This is a genomic window from Vreelandella sulfidaeris Esulfide1 (assembly GCF_054072535.1).
Window position 1 is genome coordinate 4,125,140 of record NZ_CM133364.1, and the last position, 16,926, is coordinate 4,142,065.

The 16,926-nt window shown below is 53.1% G+C and carries 17 protein-coding genes; 10 read left to right on the forward strand and 7 right to left on the reverse strand.

Annotation, left to right across the window (positions count from 1 at the left end; genetic code table 11):
• Nucleotides 1–49: 49 nt before the first annotated feature.
• The 3 genes from uvrD (at nt 50) to ACW44H_RS19170 (ending at nt 3,949) form a co-directional block, all read left to right on the forward strand.
• A complete protein-coding gene (uvrD, locus tag ACW44H_RS19160) occupies nt 50–2,248 on the forward strand; it encodes a DNA helicase II (protein ID WP_457506073.1) in 2,199 nt (732 codons plus the stop codon).
• A gap of 20 nt (nt 2,249–2,268) precedes the next feature.
• Nucleotides 2,269–2,748 carry a phosphate-starvation-inducible PsiE family protein gene (locus ACW44H_RS19165; protein WP_113270142.1) on the forward strand — a complete coding sequence of 160 codons (480 nt, stop codon included), beginning with the start codon at nt 2,269–2,271 and terminating at the stop codon, nt 2,746–2,748.
• A gap of 106 nt (nt 2,749–2,854) precedes the next feature.
• The gene (locus ACW44H_RS19170; protein ID WP_457506074.1) at nt 2,855–3,949 is read left to right on the forward strand and encodes a TRAP transporter substrate-binding protein; all 1,095 of its coding nucleotides are present in this window, start codon (nt 2,855–2,857) and stop codon (nt 3,947–3,949) included.
• A 99-nt stretch (nt 3,950–4,048) separates the two neighbouring features.
• On the opposite strand, the gene ACW44H_RS19175 is transcribed toward ACW44H_RS19170, so the two are convergent.
• Nucleotides 4,049–4,465: an acyl-CoA thioesterase gene (locus ACW44H_RS19175; protein WP_113270144.1), complete on the reverse strand. Its 417-nt coding sequence runs from the start codon at nt 4,463–4,465 to the stop codon at nt 4,049–4,051.
• A gap of 230 nt (nt 4,466–4,695) precedes the next feature.
• Between ACW44H_RS19175 and ACW44H_RS19180 the strand changes: the two genes are divergently transcribed.
• The 7 genes from ACW44H_RS19180 (at nt 4,696) to ACW44H_RS19210 (ending at nt 11,233) form a co-directional block, all read left to right on the forward strand.
• Nucleotides 4,696–5,595, forward strand: a complete 900-nt coding sequence (locus tag ACW44H_RS19180; RefSeq protein ID WP_457509089.1) for a PstS family phosphate ABC transporter substrate-binding protein — start codon at nt 4,696–4,698, stop codon at nt 5,593–5,595.
• A gap of 130 nt (nt 5,596–5,725) precedes the next feature.
• Nucleotides 5,726–6,844: an ABC transporter permease subunit gene (locus tag ACW44H_RS19185; protein ID WP_457506075.1), complete on the forward strand. Its 1,119-nt coding sequence runs from the start codon at nt 5,726–5,728 to the stop codon at nt 6,842–6,844.
• On the forward strand, nt 6,841–8,265 hold the full coding sequence (gene pstA, locus ACW44H_RS19190) for a phosphate ABC transporter permease PstA (protein WP_457506076.1): 1,425 nt from the start codon (nt 6,841–6,843) through the stop codon (nt 8,263–8,265). The genes ACW44H_RS19185 and pstA overlap by 4 nt, the downstream gene beginning before the upstream one ends.
• Nucleotides 8,259–9,074, forward strand: coding sequence for a phosphate ABC transporter ATP-binding protein PstB (pstB, locus tag ACW44H_RS19195; RefSeq protein WP_457506077.1), 816 nt, complete (start codon nt 8,259–8,261; stop codon nt 9,072–9,074). Before pstA ends, pstB begins: the two co-directional genes overlap by 7 nt.
• A 31-nt stretch (nt 9,075–9,105) precedes the next feature.
• Complete coding sequence (phoU, locus tag ACW44H_RS19200) at nt 9,106–9,831, forward strand: phosphate signaling complex protein PhoU (RefSeq protein WP_113270148.1); 726 nt, start codon at nt 9,106–9,108, stop codon at nt 9,829–9,831.
• Between the two features lie 79 nt (nt 9,832–9,910).
• On the forward strand, nt 9,911–10,654 hold the full coding sequence (gene cysZ / locus ACW44H_RS19205; protein ID WP_457506078.1) for a sulfate transporter CysZ: 744 nt from the start codon (nt 9,911–9,913) through the stop codon (nt 10,652–10,654).
• Between the two features lie 87 nt (nt 10,655–10,741).
• The gene (locus ACW44H_RS19210; protein ID WP_457506079.1) at nt 10,742–11,233 is read left to right on the forward strand and encodes a copper chaperone PCu(A)C; all 492 of its coding nucleotides are present in this window, start codon (nt 10,742–10,744) and stop codon (nt 11,231–11,233) included.
• Between the two features lie 728 nt (nt 11,234–11,961).
• On the opposite strand, the gene ACW44H_RS19215 is transcribed toward ACW44H_RS19210, so the two are convergent.
• The 6 genes from ACW44H_RS19215 to ACW44H_RS19240 all read right to left on the reverse strand — a co-directional run bounded on the left by ACW44H_RS19215 (nt 11,962) and on the right by ACW44H_RS19240 (nt 16,893).
• Nucleotides 11,962–12,273 (reverse strand): hypothetical protein, encoded by a 312-nt coding sequence (locus tag ACW44H_RS19215; RefSeq protein WP_113270265.1) that lies wholly within the window; start codon nt 12,271–12,273, stop codon nt 11,962–11,964.
• 302 nt (nt 12,274–12,575) lie between these two features.
• A complete protein-coding gene (gene phoR, locus ACW44H_RS19220) occupies nt 12,576–13,868 on the reverse strand; it encodes a phosphate regulon sensor histidine kinase PhoR (RefSeq protein WP_457506080.1) in 1,293 nt (430 codons plus the stop codon).
• A gap of 2 nt (nt 13,869–13,870) precedes the next feature.
• Nucleotides 13,871–14,560 (reverse strand): phosphate regulon transcriptional regulator PhoB, encoded by a 690-nt coding sequence (gene phoB, locus ACW44H_RS19225; RefSeq protein ID WP_447046041.1) that lies wholly within the window; start codon nt 14,558–14,560, stop codon nt 13,871–13,873.
• A gap of 121 nt (nt 14,561–14,681) precedes the next feature.
• Nucleotides 14,682–15,575 carry a 4-hydroxybenzoate octaprenyltransferase gene (gene ubiA, locus ACW44H_RS19230; protein WP_457506081.1) on the reverse strand — a complete coding sequence of 298 codons (894 nt, stop codon included), beginning with the start codon at nt 15,573–15,575 and terminating at the stop codon, nt 14,682–14,684.
• A gap of 34 nt (nt 15,576–15,609) precedes the next feature.
• Nucleotides 15,610–16,119, reverse strand: a complete 510-nt coding sequence (locus ACW44H_RS19235) for a chorismate--pyruvate lyase family protein (RefSeq protein ID WP_457506082.1) — start codon at nt 16,117–16,119, stop codon at nt 15,610–15,612.
• Nucleotides 16,120–16,287: 168 nt separating this feature from the next.
• Nucleotides 16,288–16,893 carry a DUF2238 domain-containing protein gene (locus ACW44H_RS19240; RefSeq protein WP_457509090.1) on the reverse strand — a complete coding sequence of 202 codons (606 nt, stop codon included), beginning with the start codon at nt 16,891–16,893 and terminating at the stop codon, nt 16,288–16,290.
• Between the last annotated feature and the right edge of the window lie 33 nt (nt 16,894–16,926).

Consider the following 16,926-nt stretch of genomic DNA (forward strand, 5'->3'; position numbering starts at 1 on the left):
CTGGCTGTGCTAGACTAGCCGCCTATTTTTTGATCCGGCAGCGGCTACTATGGACGACGTCACGGCGATTCTCGATCAGCTCAACTCCGCCCAGCGCGAAGCAGTGAGCGCCCCCCAAGGTAACCTGTTGGTGCTCGCAGGCGCAGGCTCCGGCAAAACCCGTGTGCTGGTTCATCGTATTGCCTGGCTGATGCAGGCCGAAGGGCTTTCACCCTACGCGCTACTGGCGGTCACCTTTACCAATAAAGCCGCCAAAGAGATGCGGACACGTCTTGAGGCGCTGCTGAGCATCTCGATGCGCCATGTGTGGGTAGGCACCTTTCACTCCATCGCCCACCGCCTGCTGCGCACCCACTGGCAGGATGCCCGACTGCCGCAACACTTTCAGATTATCGACTCCGACGATCAGTTACGCCTGGTCAAGCGGCTGTTGAAAGATTACTCAATCGACGACGAACGCTATCCGCCGCGTCAGGTGCAGCATTTTATTTCCGGCTGCAAAGAGGAAGGACTGCGCCCCCACCAGGTGAATGTGGATGGCGATGCTTATATGGGCCAGATGGTCGAACTCTACGAACGCTACCAACTCACCTGCGAACGGGGCGGCTTGGTTGATTTCGGTGAATTGCTGCTGAGAAGCCTTGAGCTGCTGCGCGATAACCCAGCGCTTTTGAAGCACTACCAAGAGCGCTTTGGTCACGTCCTGGTAGATGAGTTTCAAGATACCAATACCCTGCAATACGCCTGGCTAAAACTGCTCACCGGCATGAAGACGCCGATGACCGCCGTCGGCGATGACGACCAGTCAATCTACGGCTGGCGCGGCGCCAAAGTGGAAAATATCAGCCGCTTTGAGCAGGAATTCCCGCAAACCCATACCGTGCGACTAGAGCAGAACTATCGCTCCACCAGCGCGATTCTGGAGGCCGCCAATACACTGATCAGCCACAACAGCGAGCGGATGGGTAAAAACCTGTGGACTGACGGTATCGAAGGCGAGCCGATCTCGATTTACGCCGGGTTTAACGACCTGGAGGAAGCGCGCTATATCGTCGATACCATCAAAGAGAAGGTCGACGAAGGCTTTAACCGCCGCGATATCGCGATTCTCTATCGCTCCAACGCCCAGTCGCGGCTGCTGGAAGAGACGCTGATTCGCCAAGGCATGCCCTACCGCATTTACGGCGGTCATCGCTTTTACGAGCGCCTGGAGATCAAGAATGCCCTGGCCTACCTTCGCCTGATGCTCAACCGCGATGACGACGCCTCGCTGGAGCGGGTGATCAACGTCCCCACCCGCGGTATCGGCACGCGCACGGTAGAGATTGTCCGCCTGCGGGCTCGTGAACAAGGCATTCAGCTGTGGCAGGCACTCCACGATGCGATTAACGATGGCACCTTGAAAGGCCGCGCGGCCAATGCAGTGCAAACCTTCGCCAACTTGATTGAGCAGCTCGATAACGATGCCTCGGGGATGGCGCTGCATGAAATTATCGATCACGTTACCGTCCATACCGGCCTGATTGAACACCATAAAAGCGAGCGCGGTGAGAAAGGCCAAGCGCGGGTCGAGAACCTGGAAGAGCTGGTTACCGCGGCTCGCGCTTTTACACAAGGCGATGTTTTCGAAGCGCCCGAAGCGGGGGAAGGCATGGCGGCGTTGGAAGCATTCCTCTCGGAAGCGGCGCTTAATGCAGGTGACCACGAAGCCGAAGAGTTTGAAGACAGTGTCCAGTTAATGACGCTGCACTCCGCCAAAGGTTTGGAGTTCCCCGTAGTGTTTATTGCCGGGGTCGAGGAGGGGCTGTTTCCGCATAAGATGTCTATCGAGGAGCCGGGCAGGCTCGAAGAGGAGCGCCGGCTCTGCTACGTAGGCGTTACCCGCGCCATGCAAAAACTCTACCTCACACACGCCGAAACCCGTCGCCTGCACGGCAAAGAGGTGTTTCCGCGGCCCTCACGCTTTTTGCGCGAACTACCGCCGCACCTGCTGGAAGAAGTGCGCTTGCGCGGGCATATTTCTCGCCCGGTGACCGCCTCACGTACCTCCTTTGCCCAGCAAAGCGTCGAGAGTAGCGGCGATTTACCCGCCCTGCATGTTGGCCAGGGGGTTGAGCACCCGGTCTTCGGCGAAGGAATTATCCTTAACGCGGAAGGCGAAGGGGCCCGCGCCCGTGTCCAGGTCAGCTTTGAAGGCGAAGGCGTCAAATGGTTGGTACTTGGCTTTGCCAAACTGACGCCACTATAGGCAACTTTCAAGAGGGCATTATGAAACAACGCTTTAAACGCCTATTTCCTGAAGTTAGTAACGGTTGGCAAACACTGAGCGGCTACCAGCGCTTTGAACGTTTAGTATCAATGGTGCTGACCCTGGCCATCGGCGGAGCCGTGCTAGTGGCCATGTACTATCTGGTGATTCACGTGGTACAGCTGCTGTTTATTCAGAGCCGTGATCCCTTCGACTACCGCGTATTTCAAGCGTTATTCGACATGATTCTTACCGTCTTAATTGCCATGGAATTCAACAATTCTATCATTCGCACGATGACCAGTGGGAAAGGCTTTATTCACGTCGAAATCGTGGTGTTAATTGCGATTATGGCATTGGTGCGCAAATTTATGGTGTTGGATATGGAAGTCATCGATCCTTGGCAAATTGGTGCGCTATCGCTGGCGGTCTTGGCGTTAGGCGGCTGCTATTGGCTAGTGCGTCATGGCAACAGCATGAAAGACGCAGCGGATGATTGATCAGAAGGCTTGCGAGCTAAATTCGCTATAAAGCATACTAACAAACGAACATGGCGCACTTAGCGCCCTATAACAACAGCATGATTACTTTTGGAGTTTTGCTCACATGCAACGCCGTAACTTTCTCAAAACCGTTGGCCTAGGTGCCGCCGGTGTCGCTGCTGCCCCTTTTGTAACCACTTCAAGTGCGCGCGCTCAAGAGACCTACACGTGGGATATGGTCACCTCGTGGCCGAAAAACTTTCCTGCCCTGGGCACTGGCGCAAATGACTTCGCCCGTCGGGTCGAGCAACTTTCCAATGGTCGCATGCAAATCCGTGTACATGGCGCGGGTGAACTAGTACCCGCACTCGAAGTATTCGACGCCGTGGCGGCCGGTACCGCTGAAATGGGTCACTCTGCGTCTTACTATTGGCGCGGCAAAGTGGCTGCCTCGCAGTTTTTTACCGCCGTACCGTTCGGTATGAACACCACCGAAATGAACGCCTGGTTGTACCATGGCGGCGGCCAGGAACTGTGGGATGAAATCTACGCTAACCACAACCTGAAACCCTTTGCAGTCGGTAACACCGGCACACAAATGGCGGGCTGGTTTAAGAAAGAAATCAACTCACTGGAAGATATGCAGGGGCTGAAATTACGCCTGCCTGGCTTGGCGGGCGAGGCCATGAATGGCATCGGTGTGAGCACCGTCAACATGCCGGGGTCTGAGATTTTCACCTCGCTGCAAACCGGCGCTCTGGATGCCGCTGACTGGGTTGGGCCCTATAACGACCTGGCCTTTGGCCTGCACCAAGTGGCTGATTACTACTACACCTCGGCGTGGAACGAGCCAACGGCTGTGCTGGAAGGTACGATCAACCTTGATGCGTGGAATGCGCTCCCTGAAGATCTACAGGACGTCATTCGCGAAGCCGCCCGCGCGTCTAACTTGGCAATGATCAGCGAATTCGCCTTCCGTAATGCCCAGGCGTTGGAAGCACTGGTCGATGAGCACGGCGTTCAACTGCGCACCTTCCCTGAAGACGTCATGGCGGCACTTTACACCTCGTCACAGGAAGCCATTCAGCGCCAGATAGACAGCGATGAGGAGTCACGCCGTGTGTATGAATCTTATTCAGCGTTTCAGAAACTCCTACGTCCGTTTAGTGACGTGGGCGAATACGCCTATCTCAAGAATCGTGACAACGTAGATGCCTAATCATTTAGGCAGATAAGCGGCAGGCACGGCAAAAGGGCGCTCTTAGCGCCCTTTTGCTATTTTGGGCTGGACCATCATTGAAGGGCTCTAAGAAGGGCGCTACTCGCTATGAACGGCTCTTATACGTCCATTATCGTCTAAGGCGACCATGACAAAACGCGCCTCCGTCACTTTTTGACGCTCTTCTATCCGCTGCCCATGGGGCGGGCGCACCCAGACCTCGACGTCAATTTTGATTGAGCTATGGCCAATCTCTTGTACCTGGGTGTAGACGCTGACCATAGAGCCAACACGCACTGGACTTAAAAAATCCATGGCTTCAATGGCTACAGTGGCCGTACGGCCACCCGCTTCACGCCCAGCTGCCAATTCAGCAGCCTGATCCATTTGATTAACCAGCCACCCCCCGGGAATATCGCCATAAAGATTGGTATCTTGACGAGAAGCCAGTAATTTTAAAGTAAGCTTTCCTTGAGGGGCGGGTACGTCGTCCAAATCGGTTTCCAGAAGAGTCATGGGTTAGTCGCTTAGTCAGTTTATTGTTGTAAACGTTGTAGAAAGTCTACGTTGTCGATGGGTATTGCTGCATCGCAACACAAAGGGATGAATTTAGTTAACCATAAGAGGACGCCCGTTTGAATACTCTTTTAATTATTCTTTTAAGAACGCTTACAAATATACCTTTAAAAGCGATTTCCTCTTATGAAGACTTACGCTTCGTTTTAAAACGCACCCTACTACGCTGGATGTTGGCATTTCTGTTGGTGGTAACGCCCTTCGCCTGGGGGCAATCGTCCTCAATGAGCGGTACTTTAGGCGCAGTGGGCTCTGACACCATGGCAGGCCTAATGCTACGTTGGGGCGAAACGCTGACCGCCCGCTACCCAGACGTTAAGCTGCAATTTCAAGCAAGCGGTTCTGCCAGCGCGCCCACCGCCTTAGTAGCCGGTACGACTCGGCTTGGGCCGATGTCGCGTCCGATGAACACGGAAGAACGGGATAACTTTATTGAGCGCTACGGCTACCCGCCACTGGAGTTAAAGGTTGCCCGTGACGCCCTCATCGTTGTTGTCCACCGGCATAATCCATTACGTGCGCTAACCCGCCAGCAGGTCGATGCGATCTTCTCAACTACCCGCGCCTGTGGTGCCGATGCACCGATAAGGCGATGGGATCAGCTTCCGGCAACCCATGACTGGTCATTTGGCAGTATTGCGCTACATGGGCGTAACCTTGCATCCGGCACCCATGGGTTATTTCAACAACGAGCGCTATGCGGCGGCCTCTTTCGCAACGATATTAGCGAGCACCCTGGTTCATCGGCTGTCGTCGCTGCGGTGGGTGAGTCTGCTAATGCAATGGGGTACGCCGGGTTTAATCACCTGACCCCGGCCGTGCACGCGTTAAGCCTGTATAACGAAGACGGTATCGCTATACCGCCCGATGAAGCGGCGATACAGAGCGGTGATTACCCGCTATCGCGCTACCTTTATCTTTATGTGAATCTTCCGCCAGGAGAGAGCTTACCACCAGCCGAGCAGGCGCTGCTCACGTTGATTATGTCCGAAGAAGGCCAACAGATTGCGCGCGCATCCGGGTTTGTGCCTTTAACCCCAAGTGTTCTTAACGCTCAGCAAAGGTGGTAAACCACTGTCATCTAAATGACACATAAGTGTCTTAGTGTAGGGAGTCAATTTATGTACGTTGTTCTACGCCCACTGGTCAGTTCTGTGGCCACCCTGGTTGTGCCATGCCTAGTTTTGTCATGATAGTGATATGATCCCACCTCGCTTAACCTCTCCCAGGCAGTCATTACGTTTGCTGCAAGATCGGGTGGCCACGGGGCTAATCACCGCCGGTGGTGTCGGCGTGCTGTTGGCGATTCTCGCTATCGGCATCTTTTTGGTGTGGGAAACCCTGCCGCTGCTGGCGATTGGAGATACCTTGGCTCTGGCTAAGCTCTCTCCTCTGGCGTGGGGCACCCTTAAAGCTGCGCTAGCCGCGCTGCTATTCGCGATTCCCGTTGCCTTAGGGGCGGCGATCTACTCTGCTCTGTTTATGTCAGCGCGCCTGCGTGCGCGTATCAAGCCCGCGCTAGAAATGATGGAGGCCATTCCCGGCGTGGTGGTAGGTTTTATCGCCGGGCTCATTTTAGCACCATGGGTAGAGCGCCACTTGGCCAGCGCTTTAGTGCTGATTATTTGGCTGCCGCTCAGTGCCGGGCTTGCGGGTTTGCTCTGGCAACTGGCCAAAACGCGCCTGCGTCGTCGCTTACCGCTCTCCTGTGCAGGTCTCTGGTTAGTGCCTTGGCTCGCCTTAATGGTGGCGATAGCGTTATGGCTAGCTCCCTGGATAGAGCAGCTGTGGTTAGGTGGTGATCTGCGTCAGTTGCTGGACCAACGCTTTGGCATGGATTACGCCACCCGTAACGCGCTGATTGTTGGTCTTGCGATGGGCTTTGCCGTTATCCCCAGCATCTATTCGCTGGCAGAAGATGCGCTCGTCGATGTGCCATCTAGCTTAATTGAAGGTGCCCAGGCGCTGGGTGCCAGCCGTTGGCAAGCGTTATGGAAAGTTGCTCTCGTGGCCGCTGGCCCAGGGATCTTTTCGGCAGTCATGATCGGCGCTGGACGGGCGGTGGGTGAAACCATGATTGTGCTTATGGCCAGTGGCAATACCGCCCTGTTTAGCGCCAGTCCCTTTGAAGGCATGCGCTCCATGGCCGCCGCTATCGCCATTGAGTTGCCAGAAGCGTCACCCGGTGGGCTGACCTACCATCTGCTGATTTTGGCCGCGCTGGTGTTGTTTCTCTTTACGTTCCTGGTTAATACCCTCGCAGAGGTAGTTCGCCAGCGCTTGCGCCGCCGTTATCGCCAGATGGGGGGCACGTCATGACCTCTGGCGCAGCTAACACCGCCTCTCGCCACGCTCGTTTTCACTGGCTCAATGACGCTTGGCCCTGGCTATGTGCCGCCAGCGTGGCGCTTTCTCTCTTGATGCTCGGCGCATTACTGGCGCTACTGCTAACACGCGGGCTTGGTCACTTCTGGCCCGCTGCGCTGGAAGAGGTGACTCTCCGTTCAGGCGAGACCTTGGCAGGCGAAGCCGTACGTGATGTGGCGCTACCGCAACAGCCGGGGAATGAACGCCTCTATTTTACCGGTAATCAGGACATCAATGGAGTGCGTTGGCGTTGGGTAGCGATTGAAGAAATTGCCGAGCGCTCCCAACCCAACGACCTGATTCGTCTAGAGCGAAGCCCCTGGGGAGATTTTATCGGCCGCTTGGTCGCCATTGAGCAGAACGACCAGCGCTGGGAGGGAGATGCCGCTTGGCAACGGCTAAACACGCTGCTGGCGCTGCCTGCCAGCCAGCGTCCCGAAAGCCAGCTATTACTCGCCACGGTGAACGGCCAAACTTTGCGCCAACCGCTTGCCAGCGTAGTGAGTGCTGAAGCTCCCAATGCCATGAACGTTTGGCAGAAAACGGTCACCTGGAGCGATGCCGTTTGGCGGTTCCTAAGCGAAGGGCCCCGAGCAGCCAATACTGACGGTGGTGTCTGGCCAGCTATCTTTGGCACGGTATTAATGGTTATTTTAATGTCTGTCATCGTGACCCCGTTTGGGGTGCTGGCGGCGATTTATCTCAATGAAATTGCTCACCAGGGGAAGCTGACTCGGCTGGTGCGCATTGGTGTGCGCAATCTGGCGGGCGTACCGTCGATTGTGTACGGCGTTTTCGGCTTGGGAGTGTTTGTTTACGGCATTGGCGGGTCGTTGGATGAATGGTTCTTCAACGATACGCTGCCCTCGCCAACGTTCGGCACTGGCGGCCTGCTATGGGCGTCACTTACCCTTGCGCTGCTGACCCTGCCGGTTGTGATTGTGGCAACCGAGGAAGGGCTGGCGCGTATTCCTGAGGCCCAGCGCGAAGGCGCCGTGGCACTTGGTGCTACTCGCTTAGAGATGCTTACCCGCATCGTACTACCTATGGCGGCCCCCGCTATGCTGACAGGGGTCATTTTGGCCGTTGCCCGCGCCGCCGGTGAGGTGGCTCCGTTAATGCTGGTCGGTGTCGCCAAGCTAGCACCACAGATGCCGATTGATAGTGAGTTTCCTTACCTTCATCTAGATCGCAAGTTTATGCACCTTGGCTATCATTTATTTGATACCGCCTTTCACGGTGAAGATGTGCAGGCTGCCATCCCGCTAGTTTATGCCACAGCGCTACTTTTAGTGTTGATTGTGCTGATGCTTAATCTAACTGCCATATTTCTACGTCATTATCTTAGGCGTCAACGGGGAAGCGAATGCTAGCGCAATCACATTCAATCAATACCTCTCAGCCACCAGTGACGCACTTTTCAGCCGACAGCTGCTGCCTGAGCATTGATCACTTGAGCCTCGCCTATGCGGGGAAAGAGGCGTTGCGCGACTTAACCCTTAGCGTTCCGCGTCATCGTGTAACGGCTTTTATCGGTCCCTCAGGGTGCGGTAAATCAACTCTGTTAAGAGCTATTAATCGTCTCCACGACCTGAATGAATCGGTAACGCATAGCGGTAAAATCACGCTGGAAGGGCAAGATATTCACGCCCCGCAAACGAATGTGACCGAGCTACGGCGACGGGTAGGGATGGTATTTCAAACGCCCAACCCCTTTCCTATGTCGATCTATGAAAATGTCGCCTTTGGATTACGCTTGCAGCAGCGCCTTCCTAAACGCAAAAGGGATGACATTATCGAATGGGCCTTAACTTCCGCCGCGCTATGGGACGAGGTTAAAGACCGCCTGCACCGCTCCGCCTGGCAGCTTTCAGGTGGCCAGCAGCAGCGCCTCGTCATCGCCCGCACGTTAGCCGTAAAGCCCGACGTACTGCTGCTGGATGAACCGGCCTCAGCGCTAGACCCCATTTCAACGCTCAAAATTGAGGAGTTGATTCGTAACCTCAAGTCAGAGCTGACGTTAGTACTGGTTACTCACAATATGCAACAAGCGGCGCGCGTATCGGATTACACCGCCTTTTTGCACCAAGGTGAGCTGGTTGAATACGGCCCTACTGATCAGGTCTTCACCAACCCCCGTTTGCAACGCACCGAAAACTACATCACCGGCCGCATCACCTAGGCCTTATCGACTGAAATGTCAGGAGTGCTCCATGGATATTACGAGCGATACCCACAGCCAGCATATCTCTCGCCAGTTCAACCAGGAGCTGGAAGAGCTAAAAACCCATCTGATGGCGATGGGCGGTTTGGTAGAGAAGCAAGTGCAGGATGCCGTTTTTGCCTTGCTGGAAGGCGATACCCGCTTGGCCGAACAAGTGCGAGACAATGATCGCCAGGTCAACGATCTACAGCTGCAAATCGACGATGAATGTACCCGGGTACTGGCGCGGCGCCAGCCTGCCGCGTCCGATCTACGCTTGGTGCTCGCCGTTATCCGTGCTACTTCTGATCTTGAGCGCATTGGCGATGAGGCCAGCAAAATCGCCCGCAATGCCCTGCTGCTGAGTGAAAGCACCAGCACTATTCGCGGTTTGGTGGAAGTGCGTCATATCAGCGAGCATGTCCGCAAAATGCTGCGCGATGCACTCACCGCCTTTGCCCGCTTTGACACCGACTTGGCCATGCAGGTTGTGCGTGAAGATGAGCTGGTGGACGACGAGTACAGCAGCGCGATGCGCTCACTCATGACGTTTATGATGGAAGATTCACGCTCCATTACCTCTGTCCTCAGCATTATGTGGGTTTTGCGCGCGCTTGAGCGCGTCGGTGACCATGCTGATAACCTTGCCGAGTACGTGGTTTATCTTGTCAAAGGGTTGGATATCCGCCATAGCGATCCCGACAACCTGGACCCGCAGGTACTAAAAAAGTCTTGACCTGAAAGGGGTTTCCTCCTGCAATACGTCCAGGCCGCTGAGCGGCCTGGACGTTTGAATCATAAGGAGTCTCCCCATCATGCTGGATGCTGTCACTGCGCTTAGCCGAGGCACACGCTGTGTGTATCAGCCAGGTATGCGCCGCTATGTGTTTCTACCCATTCTGGTCAACCTGATTGTTTATGTCAGCATGTTCAGCTTTGTGCTTAACCGCTTCGATGGGTGGTTGGCCCACTGGATGAATATGGTGCCGACCTGGCTCGATTGGCTCTCCTGGCTTATTTGGCCCCTGTTCGTGGTTAGCCTGCTAGTGGTGGTGTTTTTCACCTTCACGCTGGTAACCAGCTTAATCGCCGCCCCGTTTTACGGTTTTTTGGCCGCCAAGGTCGAAACGCAGGTAACGGGGAACGAACCCATCGACGACCGCAACCTTACTAAAACAGCCATTGATGCTGTTGGTCGCGAGTTTGTTAAGCTTGCTTATATACTGCCGCGCGCCGCTGGCCTGTTTGTGCTTAGCTGGATCCCGGGGCTGAATTTAGCTGCCCCGCTGCTGTGGGCGCTCTTCTCCGCCTGGGTAATGGCCATTACTTATTTGGACTACCCTATGGATAACAACAAAGTGACGTTTGCCGATATGCGCCAACGACTTTCGAAACGCTGGTGGCAAAGCCTCAGCTTTGGCGGATTGGTCACACTTATCACCTGGATTCCATTGGCCAATCTTTTTCTGCTTCCTGGTGCAGTGGCGGGCGCCGTACTGCTCTGGGATGACCACTACAGAGACGCATATAATGACGCACGCGGCATCACACCACAGTAGGCGCTTATTACCTGTGCTCGGCGACTTTGCTACTGTTACGTGCTAGATCACGCTCCTGCTCTCAATCAACAATAAAGGAATAAACGAATGATCAAACCCATCACTTGGCTGGGTGTGTGTGTTGTCAGCGCCCTTTCTCTGGTGGCGTCAGTAGCGATAGCTCATGACGTCCAAACAGACGCTATGCGTATCGCGCACCCCTTCGCCACCCCAACCCCTCCGGGAGCTAGCAACGGCGCTGCTTATGTGGATATCACCGCCTTGTCAGCCCCTGTTACCCTGATGGGTGCAAGCAGCCCAGCCAGCGACACAGTTGAACTGCATGAAATGCAAATGGACGGCGATATGATGCAGATGCGCCATGTGGACGAGATTCACGTCGAGGTCGGGGAGACCACTACCATGCGCCCCGGAGGCGGCTTGCACTTAATGCTGATTGGATTAGCCGAGCCGCTAAAAGAGGGCGAACGGTTTCCCCTCACGCTCACCTTTGCTGAACAAGGTGATGTGGACATCGAAGTCTGGGTACAAAGTGCCCAAGAAGGTAGCGAAGCTGCGGAAGGCCATCACCATCACTGAGTGCTATTGTGCTTCTGGACACAAAAAATCAGACCCCGCCTAGGCAGGGTCTAAGAACACAATTTATGACAATGGCTAACACTAGCTTCCATTCCTTTTGTGGGATTCCAACCTTGGAATTTAACCCTGACTAGCGCTCTGATTGTCGTTTGATCCATTCCTTGAATCCATGTGCATCCCTGATGTGTGGCATGCATTTGCATGATTCACCCACCCCATTAACGTAACATATCTCCAGCCTATTGCAAGTTTTTGTTACAAAACGTGTCCAATGCTTTCATGCTGCGTTAAAAAATTTATGCGTATGCCTAAACTTCGCAGTTGCTCATTATTTCTAGCCAGCCTTAGCTAGACCAACCGGTGCAATCGTTATAGAAAACAGAGAGAAGGGATGTAAAAAGGTAAAGAAAGAGAAAGAAAAGGAAAGAAGAAAATACTGGGATAGCGAGGATAGCGAGGATAGCAAAAGCAGGCAACAAAAATTAGGCCCCGTTTACGCGGGGCCTGACATCAGAATAGGTAATAACTAACACTAGCTTCCACTCCTTGTGCGGGACTCCAACCTTGGAATTTACCCTCACTAGCGTTTTGATTGCCTACTGATTCATCCATGAATCTAAAAACCATCCTTGCCTATAAAACTTCCTGTTTTGATCGCTTCATCATCCATTGAAAAAGCATATCTTGGATATCGTAAAACTAACCTTTGATATCAAATAATTGAAAAATTAATCAGCGCTATTTTCTTCAACTACTTCTTCAGGTGTGTACTCTTGATCGCCACTAGCATCTGTTGAATTTGGCTCACCGACAGTATCTGGACCTTGGGTATTATGGTCAGTCGTCAGTTCTTTTTCTTCGTAGTCGCCTGATTCTGCCTTATCATGAGATTGGGTATCCAACGGCTGCTCCTCAACCGTAATACCTTGGTTTTCATCAATAGCAGAGTCTTCATCTGTTTGAGCAAAGGCTAATGGGCTCGCCACTAAACCAAAAGAAACACCTAAAATGCCAGCTTTCTTGAGAAAATCCTTGGACATCATATTCCACCTCCGATCGCTGTTTGATACTGCTTCGTTAAGAAAGAAGGGCTAACCAGTAGCCAGCATTTCCTGCGGTCGTCTTCCTTAACCATAATAGTGCAGTGATTATGCCAATCAACCAATAATTAAATAAAGTATATAATAATCAACAATTTAATAAAAAATTCAGCTATTTTTTTAAAGCGAAACAACTAAAATATAACGTAGAAAATGTGTAGAAATGACACATGCGCAAAGTATTACCAATCTTGCATGCCAACATTGCACACATCTACAAGAATTATGCGATGTAACCCGTCTCAGGATTGGATAAGACGCGAGGAGGGGAAGATGCAGCGAAAAAGTGCGCCTTTGCCGGGGTGGGATTCAACGTGCAGTTGCGCATCATGACGTAACAACACGTGCTTCACGATCGCCAAGCCTAAACCGGTGCCGCCGGTCGCGGTGCTACGTCCTTTATCAACACGGTAGAAACGTTCGGTTAGTCGGGGGATATGGACGGGGTCAATACCCTCGCCATTGTCTTCAACGTCTATGCAACCACCGCCGGTAGTGCTCTTTTTCCAGCGTATTGTGATATGGCTTCCCACCGGTGTATAGCGAACGGCGTTGAAGGCTAAATTTGAGATCGCACTACGGATTTCCTGCTCACTACCAAGTAAGCATGCATCACTTTCAAGCGCTACGGTAATGGTATGTCGCTGATGCGAAAGAGCCAGCGCATCATCACAAATGCTTTGTAGTAAAGGACCCAGTGACAGTGGATGATGATCTTTACCCCCCTGGTCAATTTCGAGACGAGATAGAAGCAATAAATCATTCACCAAATTTTGCATTCGCTGCGTCTGTTCTTGCATTTGGTGAATGCTCTTTCCAAGACGCGGAGGCAGTTGGTCGGCAATATCGGTGTAGGTTTCCAGGTAGCCGGAAAGGACCGTTAAAGGAGTGCGCAGCTCGTGGGATACGTTGGCAACAAAATCACGCCGCATCTGCTCTAGGCGATGCAAGCGAGTAATATCCCGTGCCATTACCAGCCTTTCATCATCACCATACAAAGTAATTTGATACTGCAGGATTTGCCGCTCATCAATCGGCGACGTTAGCGTTAGCGGCTCGCTATAGTCCCGCGCATTAAAATAGCGGATAAAGCTTGGGTCGCGCAGGAGATTGGTAATGTGCTGACCACGGTCATGGGCGGTTTGTAGCCCCAGCATGGCTGTTGCAGCGCTGTTCCACCATTCCAGGTCACCATGTCTATCAAGCATCACCACACTGTCGCGCATCGCTTCAGACGACTCTTGGATGCGCGCCAAGGTGGCCCGCAGTCGGCTTTGAGTTATACGCTGACTCTTTTGGTAGCGGTACAAGCGATCAAACAGTTCGCCCCACATTCCTCGGGCCGCAGGCGGTTCGTCGTGAGGATGAAGGGTTAACCACAAGTAGAGTTCGCGCAGCTGCCGCAGGTGGTAAAACAGGCAAACTGCAAGCCCGGCCGCGAGCCCCAACCCAGCAGCGCCCAGCAACCATCCTAAGCAAGTGCCCAGCGCGGCTAGCCACACTAGTCGCCACAGTTCACGACTCCATAGACGCACACTTATACCCGTGCAGAGAAACGGTAACCGGTGCCCCGAACCGTTTGAATCAGGCTTTGATGCACATTGCCTAGCGCTTTTCGTAAGCGACGAATATGCACATCGACTGTACGCTCTTCAACATACACATTGCCACCCCACACTTGGTCAAGCAGTTGGCTGCGTGTGTAGGCACGCTCTTGATGGGTCATAAAAAACTGCAACAAACGATACTCGGTGGGACCCATTTCCAGCGCTTTGCCGTGAGCGCTTACCCGGTGGCTCACTGGATCAAGCAACAGGCCGTTAATCTCAATCGGGTCTTCGACGCCACGCGGGGTCGCGCGGCGGAGCACTGCTTTTAGCCGTGCCACCAATTCACGAGGAGAAAACGGTTTGGTGATGTAATCATCGGCGCCGGCTTCAAGCCCTTGAATTTTATTATCTTCTTCACCCTTGGCGGTGAGCATGATAATGGGGATCTCAGCGGTGGTTTCTTCACGCTTTAAGCGTCTAGCCAGCTCAATACCACTAGTTCCAGGCATCATCCAGTCAAGCAGCAGCAAATCGGGCTGGTGATCAACGACCATGGCATGAGCATCCTGGGCATTATCCGCTTCAAGCACGCGATAGTCAGCCATTTCCAGCGCTACCGCGATCATCTCGCGAATCGACGCCTCATCATCGACAATCAGAACGGTCTTGGCGGTCATACCAGAGCCTCACGGTGTTCAAAAAAACCAGTTCAGAGAAAGCTAGCTAAAGGAAACTAGCTCAATGACATGTCAATGACGATAACACCATGTCTTGATGACAGTTAGATGACAATAGTGATTATTGCCCAGTTGCAGGCCACCAACTTAGCGCGATACCAGCAAAAATCAGCAGGCCCGACCAGTGGTTATTAAGAAACGCCTGGAAGCAGAGATCCCGGTCGCGCTGGTAAATCAAGCGCTGCTGGTGCAGAAAGGTGGCTGCCATGGCGGTAAGCCCCAACCAGAAAAAACCGCCTAATCCGACCCGCCAGCCTACCCAGCCCAGCAATCCTAGCGTGGCCACCTGCAGTAAACCGATCATCAAACAATCCGCATTTCCAAACAGTACAGCTGTCGACTTGATACCAATTTTCAAATCATCGTCGCGGTCGACCATGGCGTATTGCGTGTCGTACGCGACAGTCCATAGCACATTGGCAAAGAACAGCAGCCATGCTTCCAGCGGTACGTAGCCCAGCACTGCACCAAAGGCCATCGGAATGGCCCAGGAGAACGCCGCCCCCAATACCACCTGTGGAAAGTGGGTATAGCGCTTCATAAAGGGGTAAATAACCGCCAGCAATACACCACCCAACGAGAGCAGTACCGTAAACCAATTGGTCAACAGCACCAGGATAAACGCAGCGGCTACCAGAACAATAAACAGCAACTGAGCCTCGGTTTCACTGATACGGCCGGTGGCTAGCGGACGATGTTTAGTACGTTTCACATGGCCGTCAAAGTGGCGATCCGCATAATCGTTCACCACACAGCCAGCAGCACGCATTACATAGACGCCGGCCACAAAAATGAGCAGCACATTTCGCCCCGGTACTCCCTCGCTGGCAAACCACAGCGCCCAAAGCGTCGGCCACATCAACAGCCACGTACCAATGGGTCGATTCAGGCGCATCAGCTGTAAAAAATCTGACACGCGAGCAAACCCCTTTGGCCGTAACAGTGAACGATCCATGTTTACCTCACAGAAATAAGATGCAGACGTTAGCCTAGCGCGAAGGCAAATCCAGTTCATCCGCCATCGCACACGAAAAGTACTCTTGAACCAATAGTGACAGACCGCCGTGTTGACAGCCGTGATGAAAAACCGAGCGCCGGCCCCAAGCACAGCTATTCTCTATTCCCTTCACACTGACACTGGCAAACGGCAGGGGTTGAGACGTGACCTCCAACGGCCCACGCACTACACCTGGCTGACGAAATAACCAGCTGCCTAGCGAGCGCTCACCCAACCCTTCCAAACGATGGCCTTTTACCTGCGTTAGCGGGGCGACCGAGCGCGCCACCACCCATGGCGTGTTATCTAAACACAACGCTACTTCACGCAGCCATGCATAACGCTTAGGGGCAATGCCCAACGCCCGTGCCTCATCTTGTCGTGGCCAGCCTACACCCTGGCACAGCAGCCGCACTCGAAACTGTTTTTCACCACCAGCAGCCATTAAACGAGCGGTTAATGAATCTGTCGAAGCAACCCACTGCCACCAGGAGGTACTCATTGCCGGGCGCGCTGCCGCCACAGGCCGCCAGCGCTGAAAAAGCGGAGCTTGCCGCAGTGATATGTTAAAGCCTGGATTCATAGAATAATGTCAGTATGTTAGTCCATAAGATAAGGCAGGAAGCCAGGCTACTCACTCCACAAGAAAAGGCTACCCATCATTCAATTGCTACTTTTCGGCATTGACATGAAAAAGATAAAACCCTGTGATAGCTAAGGTTGCTCCGATAAAGTTGAAAACAATATCAAGCAGCGTGTTGTAGTAGCCACCAACCCCATTATCCGGGACTAACAACACGACAATAAACTCGATCATTTCATTTACCGCGCCCACGCCCTGTGCTGCCATAAGCGCGATAAAGCCGATGAGTAGCGGGGGCTGTTTCTGACCCAAATAATTTCTCAGCAAATGAAGAAACAGTAAAGCGACGACGGCATAAAGGTAGACATGCACGAATTGATCATACTTGAAAATATAAAATTCCCCTCCGCCGTCAAAAAGGGGAACCATCCGCCACGTGTAAAGTATGTCACCGTCTACTGGAACGCTCCCTCCCAACATATGAAGCAGCCCGCAGACAGAGATGCCCCACAATACGGAAGCCGGGATTCGAGTTTCATAAAGGGTTCCGTAAAGCAGTGCAAAAACAAGTACAATCACCCCGATATAACCCAGAAATTCAATATTCAAATTGACGATAAAATAGGCCGAAAAAACCGTCGTATACAAAGCAGTAAAAATAAGCGCAGCCTTTTCTGACGTTAAAAAATTCATCACCAATCAGCGTCTCCAAGGCAGTTAAAATAG

What these genes read in the sequence shown, in the direction of transcription:
- cysZ (WP_457506078.1), top strand. Translation starts at nt 9,911, where the DNA reads ATGCTGGATGCTGTCACTGCGCTTAGCCGAGGCACACGCTGTGTGTAT.
- pstB (WP_457506077.1), top strand. Translation starts at nt 8,259, where the DNA reads ATGCTAGCGCAATCACATTCAATCAATACCTCTCAGCCACCAGTGACG.
- ACW44H_RS19215 (WP_113270265.1), bottom strand. Translation starts at nt 12,273, where the DNA reads ATGTCCAAGGATTTTCTCAAGAAAGCTGGCATTTTAGGTGTTTCTTTT.
- ACW44H_RS19175 (WP_113270144.1), bottom strand. Translation starts at nt 4,465, where the DNA reads ATGACTCTTCTGGAAACCGATTTGGACGACGTACCCGCCCCTCAAGGA.
- phoU (WP_113270148.1), top strand. Translation starts at nt 9,106, where the DNA reads ATGGATATTACGAGCGATACCCACAGCCAGCATATCTCTCGCCAGTTC.
- ACW44H_RS19180 (WP_457509089.1), top strand. Translation starts at nt 4,696, where the DNA reads ATGTTGGCATTTCTGTTGGTGGTAACGCCCTTCGCCTGGGGGCAATCG.
- ACW44H_RS19235 (WP_457506082.1), bottom strand. Translation starts at nt 16,119, where the DNA reads ATGAGTACCTCCTGGTGGCAGTGGGTTGCTTCGACAGATTCATTAACC.
- phoB (WP_447046041.1), bottom strand. Translation starts at nt 14,560, where the DNA reads ATGACCGCCAAGACCGTTCTGATTGTCGATGATGAGGCGTCGATTCGC.
- ACW44H_RS19165 (WP_113270142.1), top strand. Translation starts at nt 2,269, where the DNA reads ATGAAACAACGCTTTAAACGCCTATTTCCTGAAGTTAGTAACGGTTGG.
- ACW44H_RS19210 (WP_457506079.1), top strand. Translation starts at nt 10,742, where the DNA reads ATGATCAAACCCATCACTTGGCTGGGTGTGTGTGTTGTCAGCGCCCTT.
- pstA (WP_457506076.1), top strand. Translation starts at nt 6,841, where the DNA reads ATGACCTCTGGCGCAGCTAACACCGCCTCTCGCCACGCTCGTTTTCAC.
- ubiA (WP_457506081.1), bottom strand. Translation starts at nt 15,575, where the DNA reads ATGGATCGTTCACTGTTACGGCCAAAGGGGTTTGCTCGCGTGTCAGAT.
- ACW44H_RS19240 (WP_457509090.1), bottom strand. Translation starts at nt 16,893, where the DNA reads ATGAATTTTTTAACGTCAGAAAAGGCTGCGCTTATTTTTACTGCTTTG.
- uvrD (WP_457506073.1), top strand. Translation starts at nt 50, where the DNA reads ATGGACGACGTCACGGCGATTCTCGATCAGCTCAACTCCGCCCAGCGC.
- ACW44H_RS19170 (WP_457506074.1), top strand. Translation starts at nt 2,855, where the DNA reads ATGCAACGCCGTAACTTTCTCAAAACCGTTGGCCTAGGTGCCGCCGGT.
- ACW44H_RS19185 (WP_457506075.1), top strand. Translation starts at nt 5,726, where the DNA reads ATGATCCCACCTCGCTTAACCTCTCCCAGGCAGTCATTACGTTTGCTG.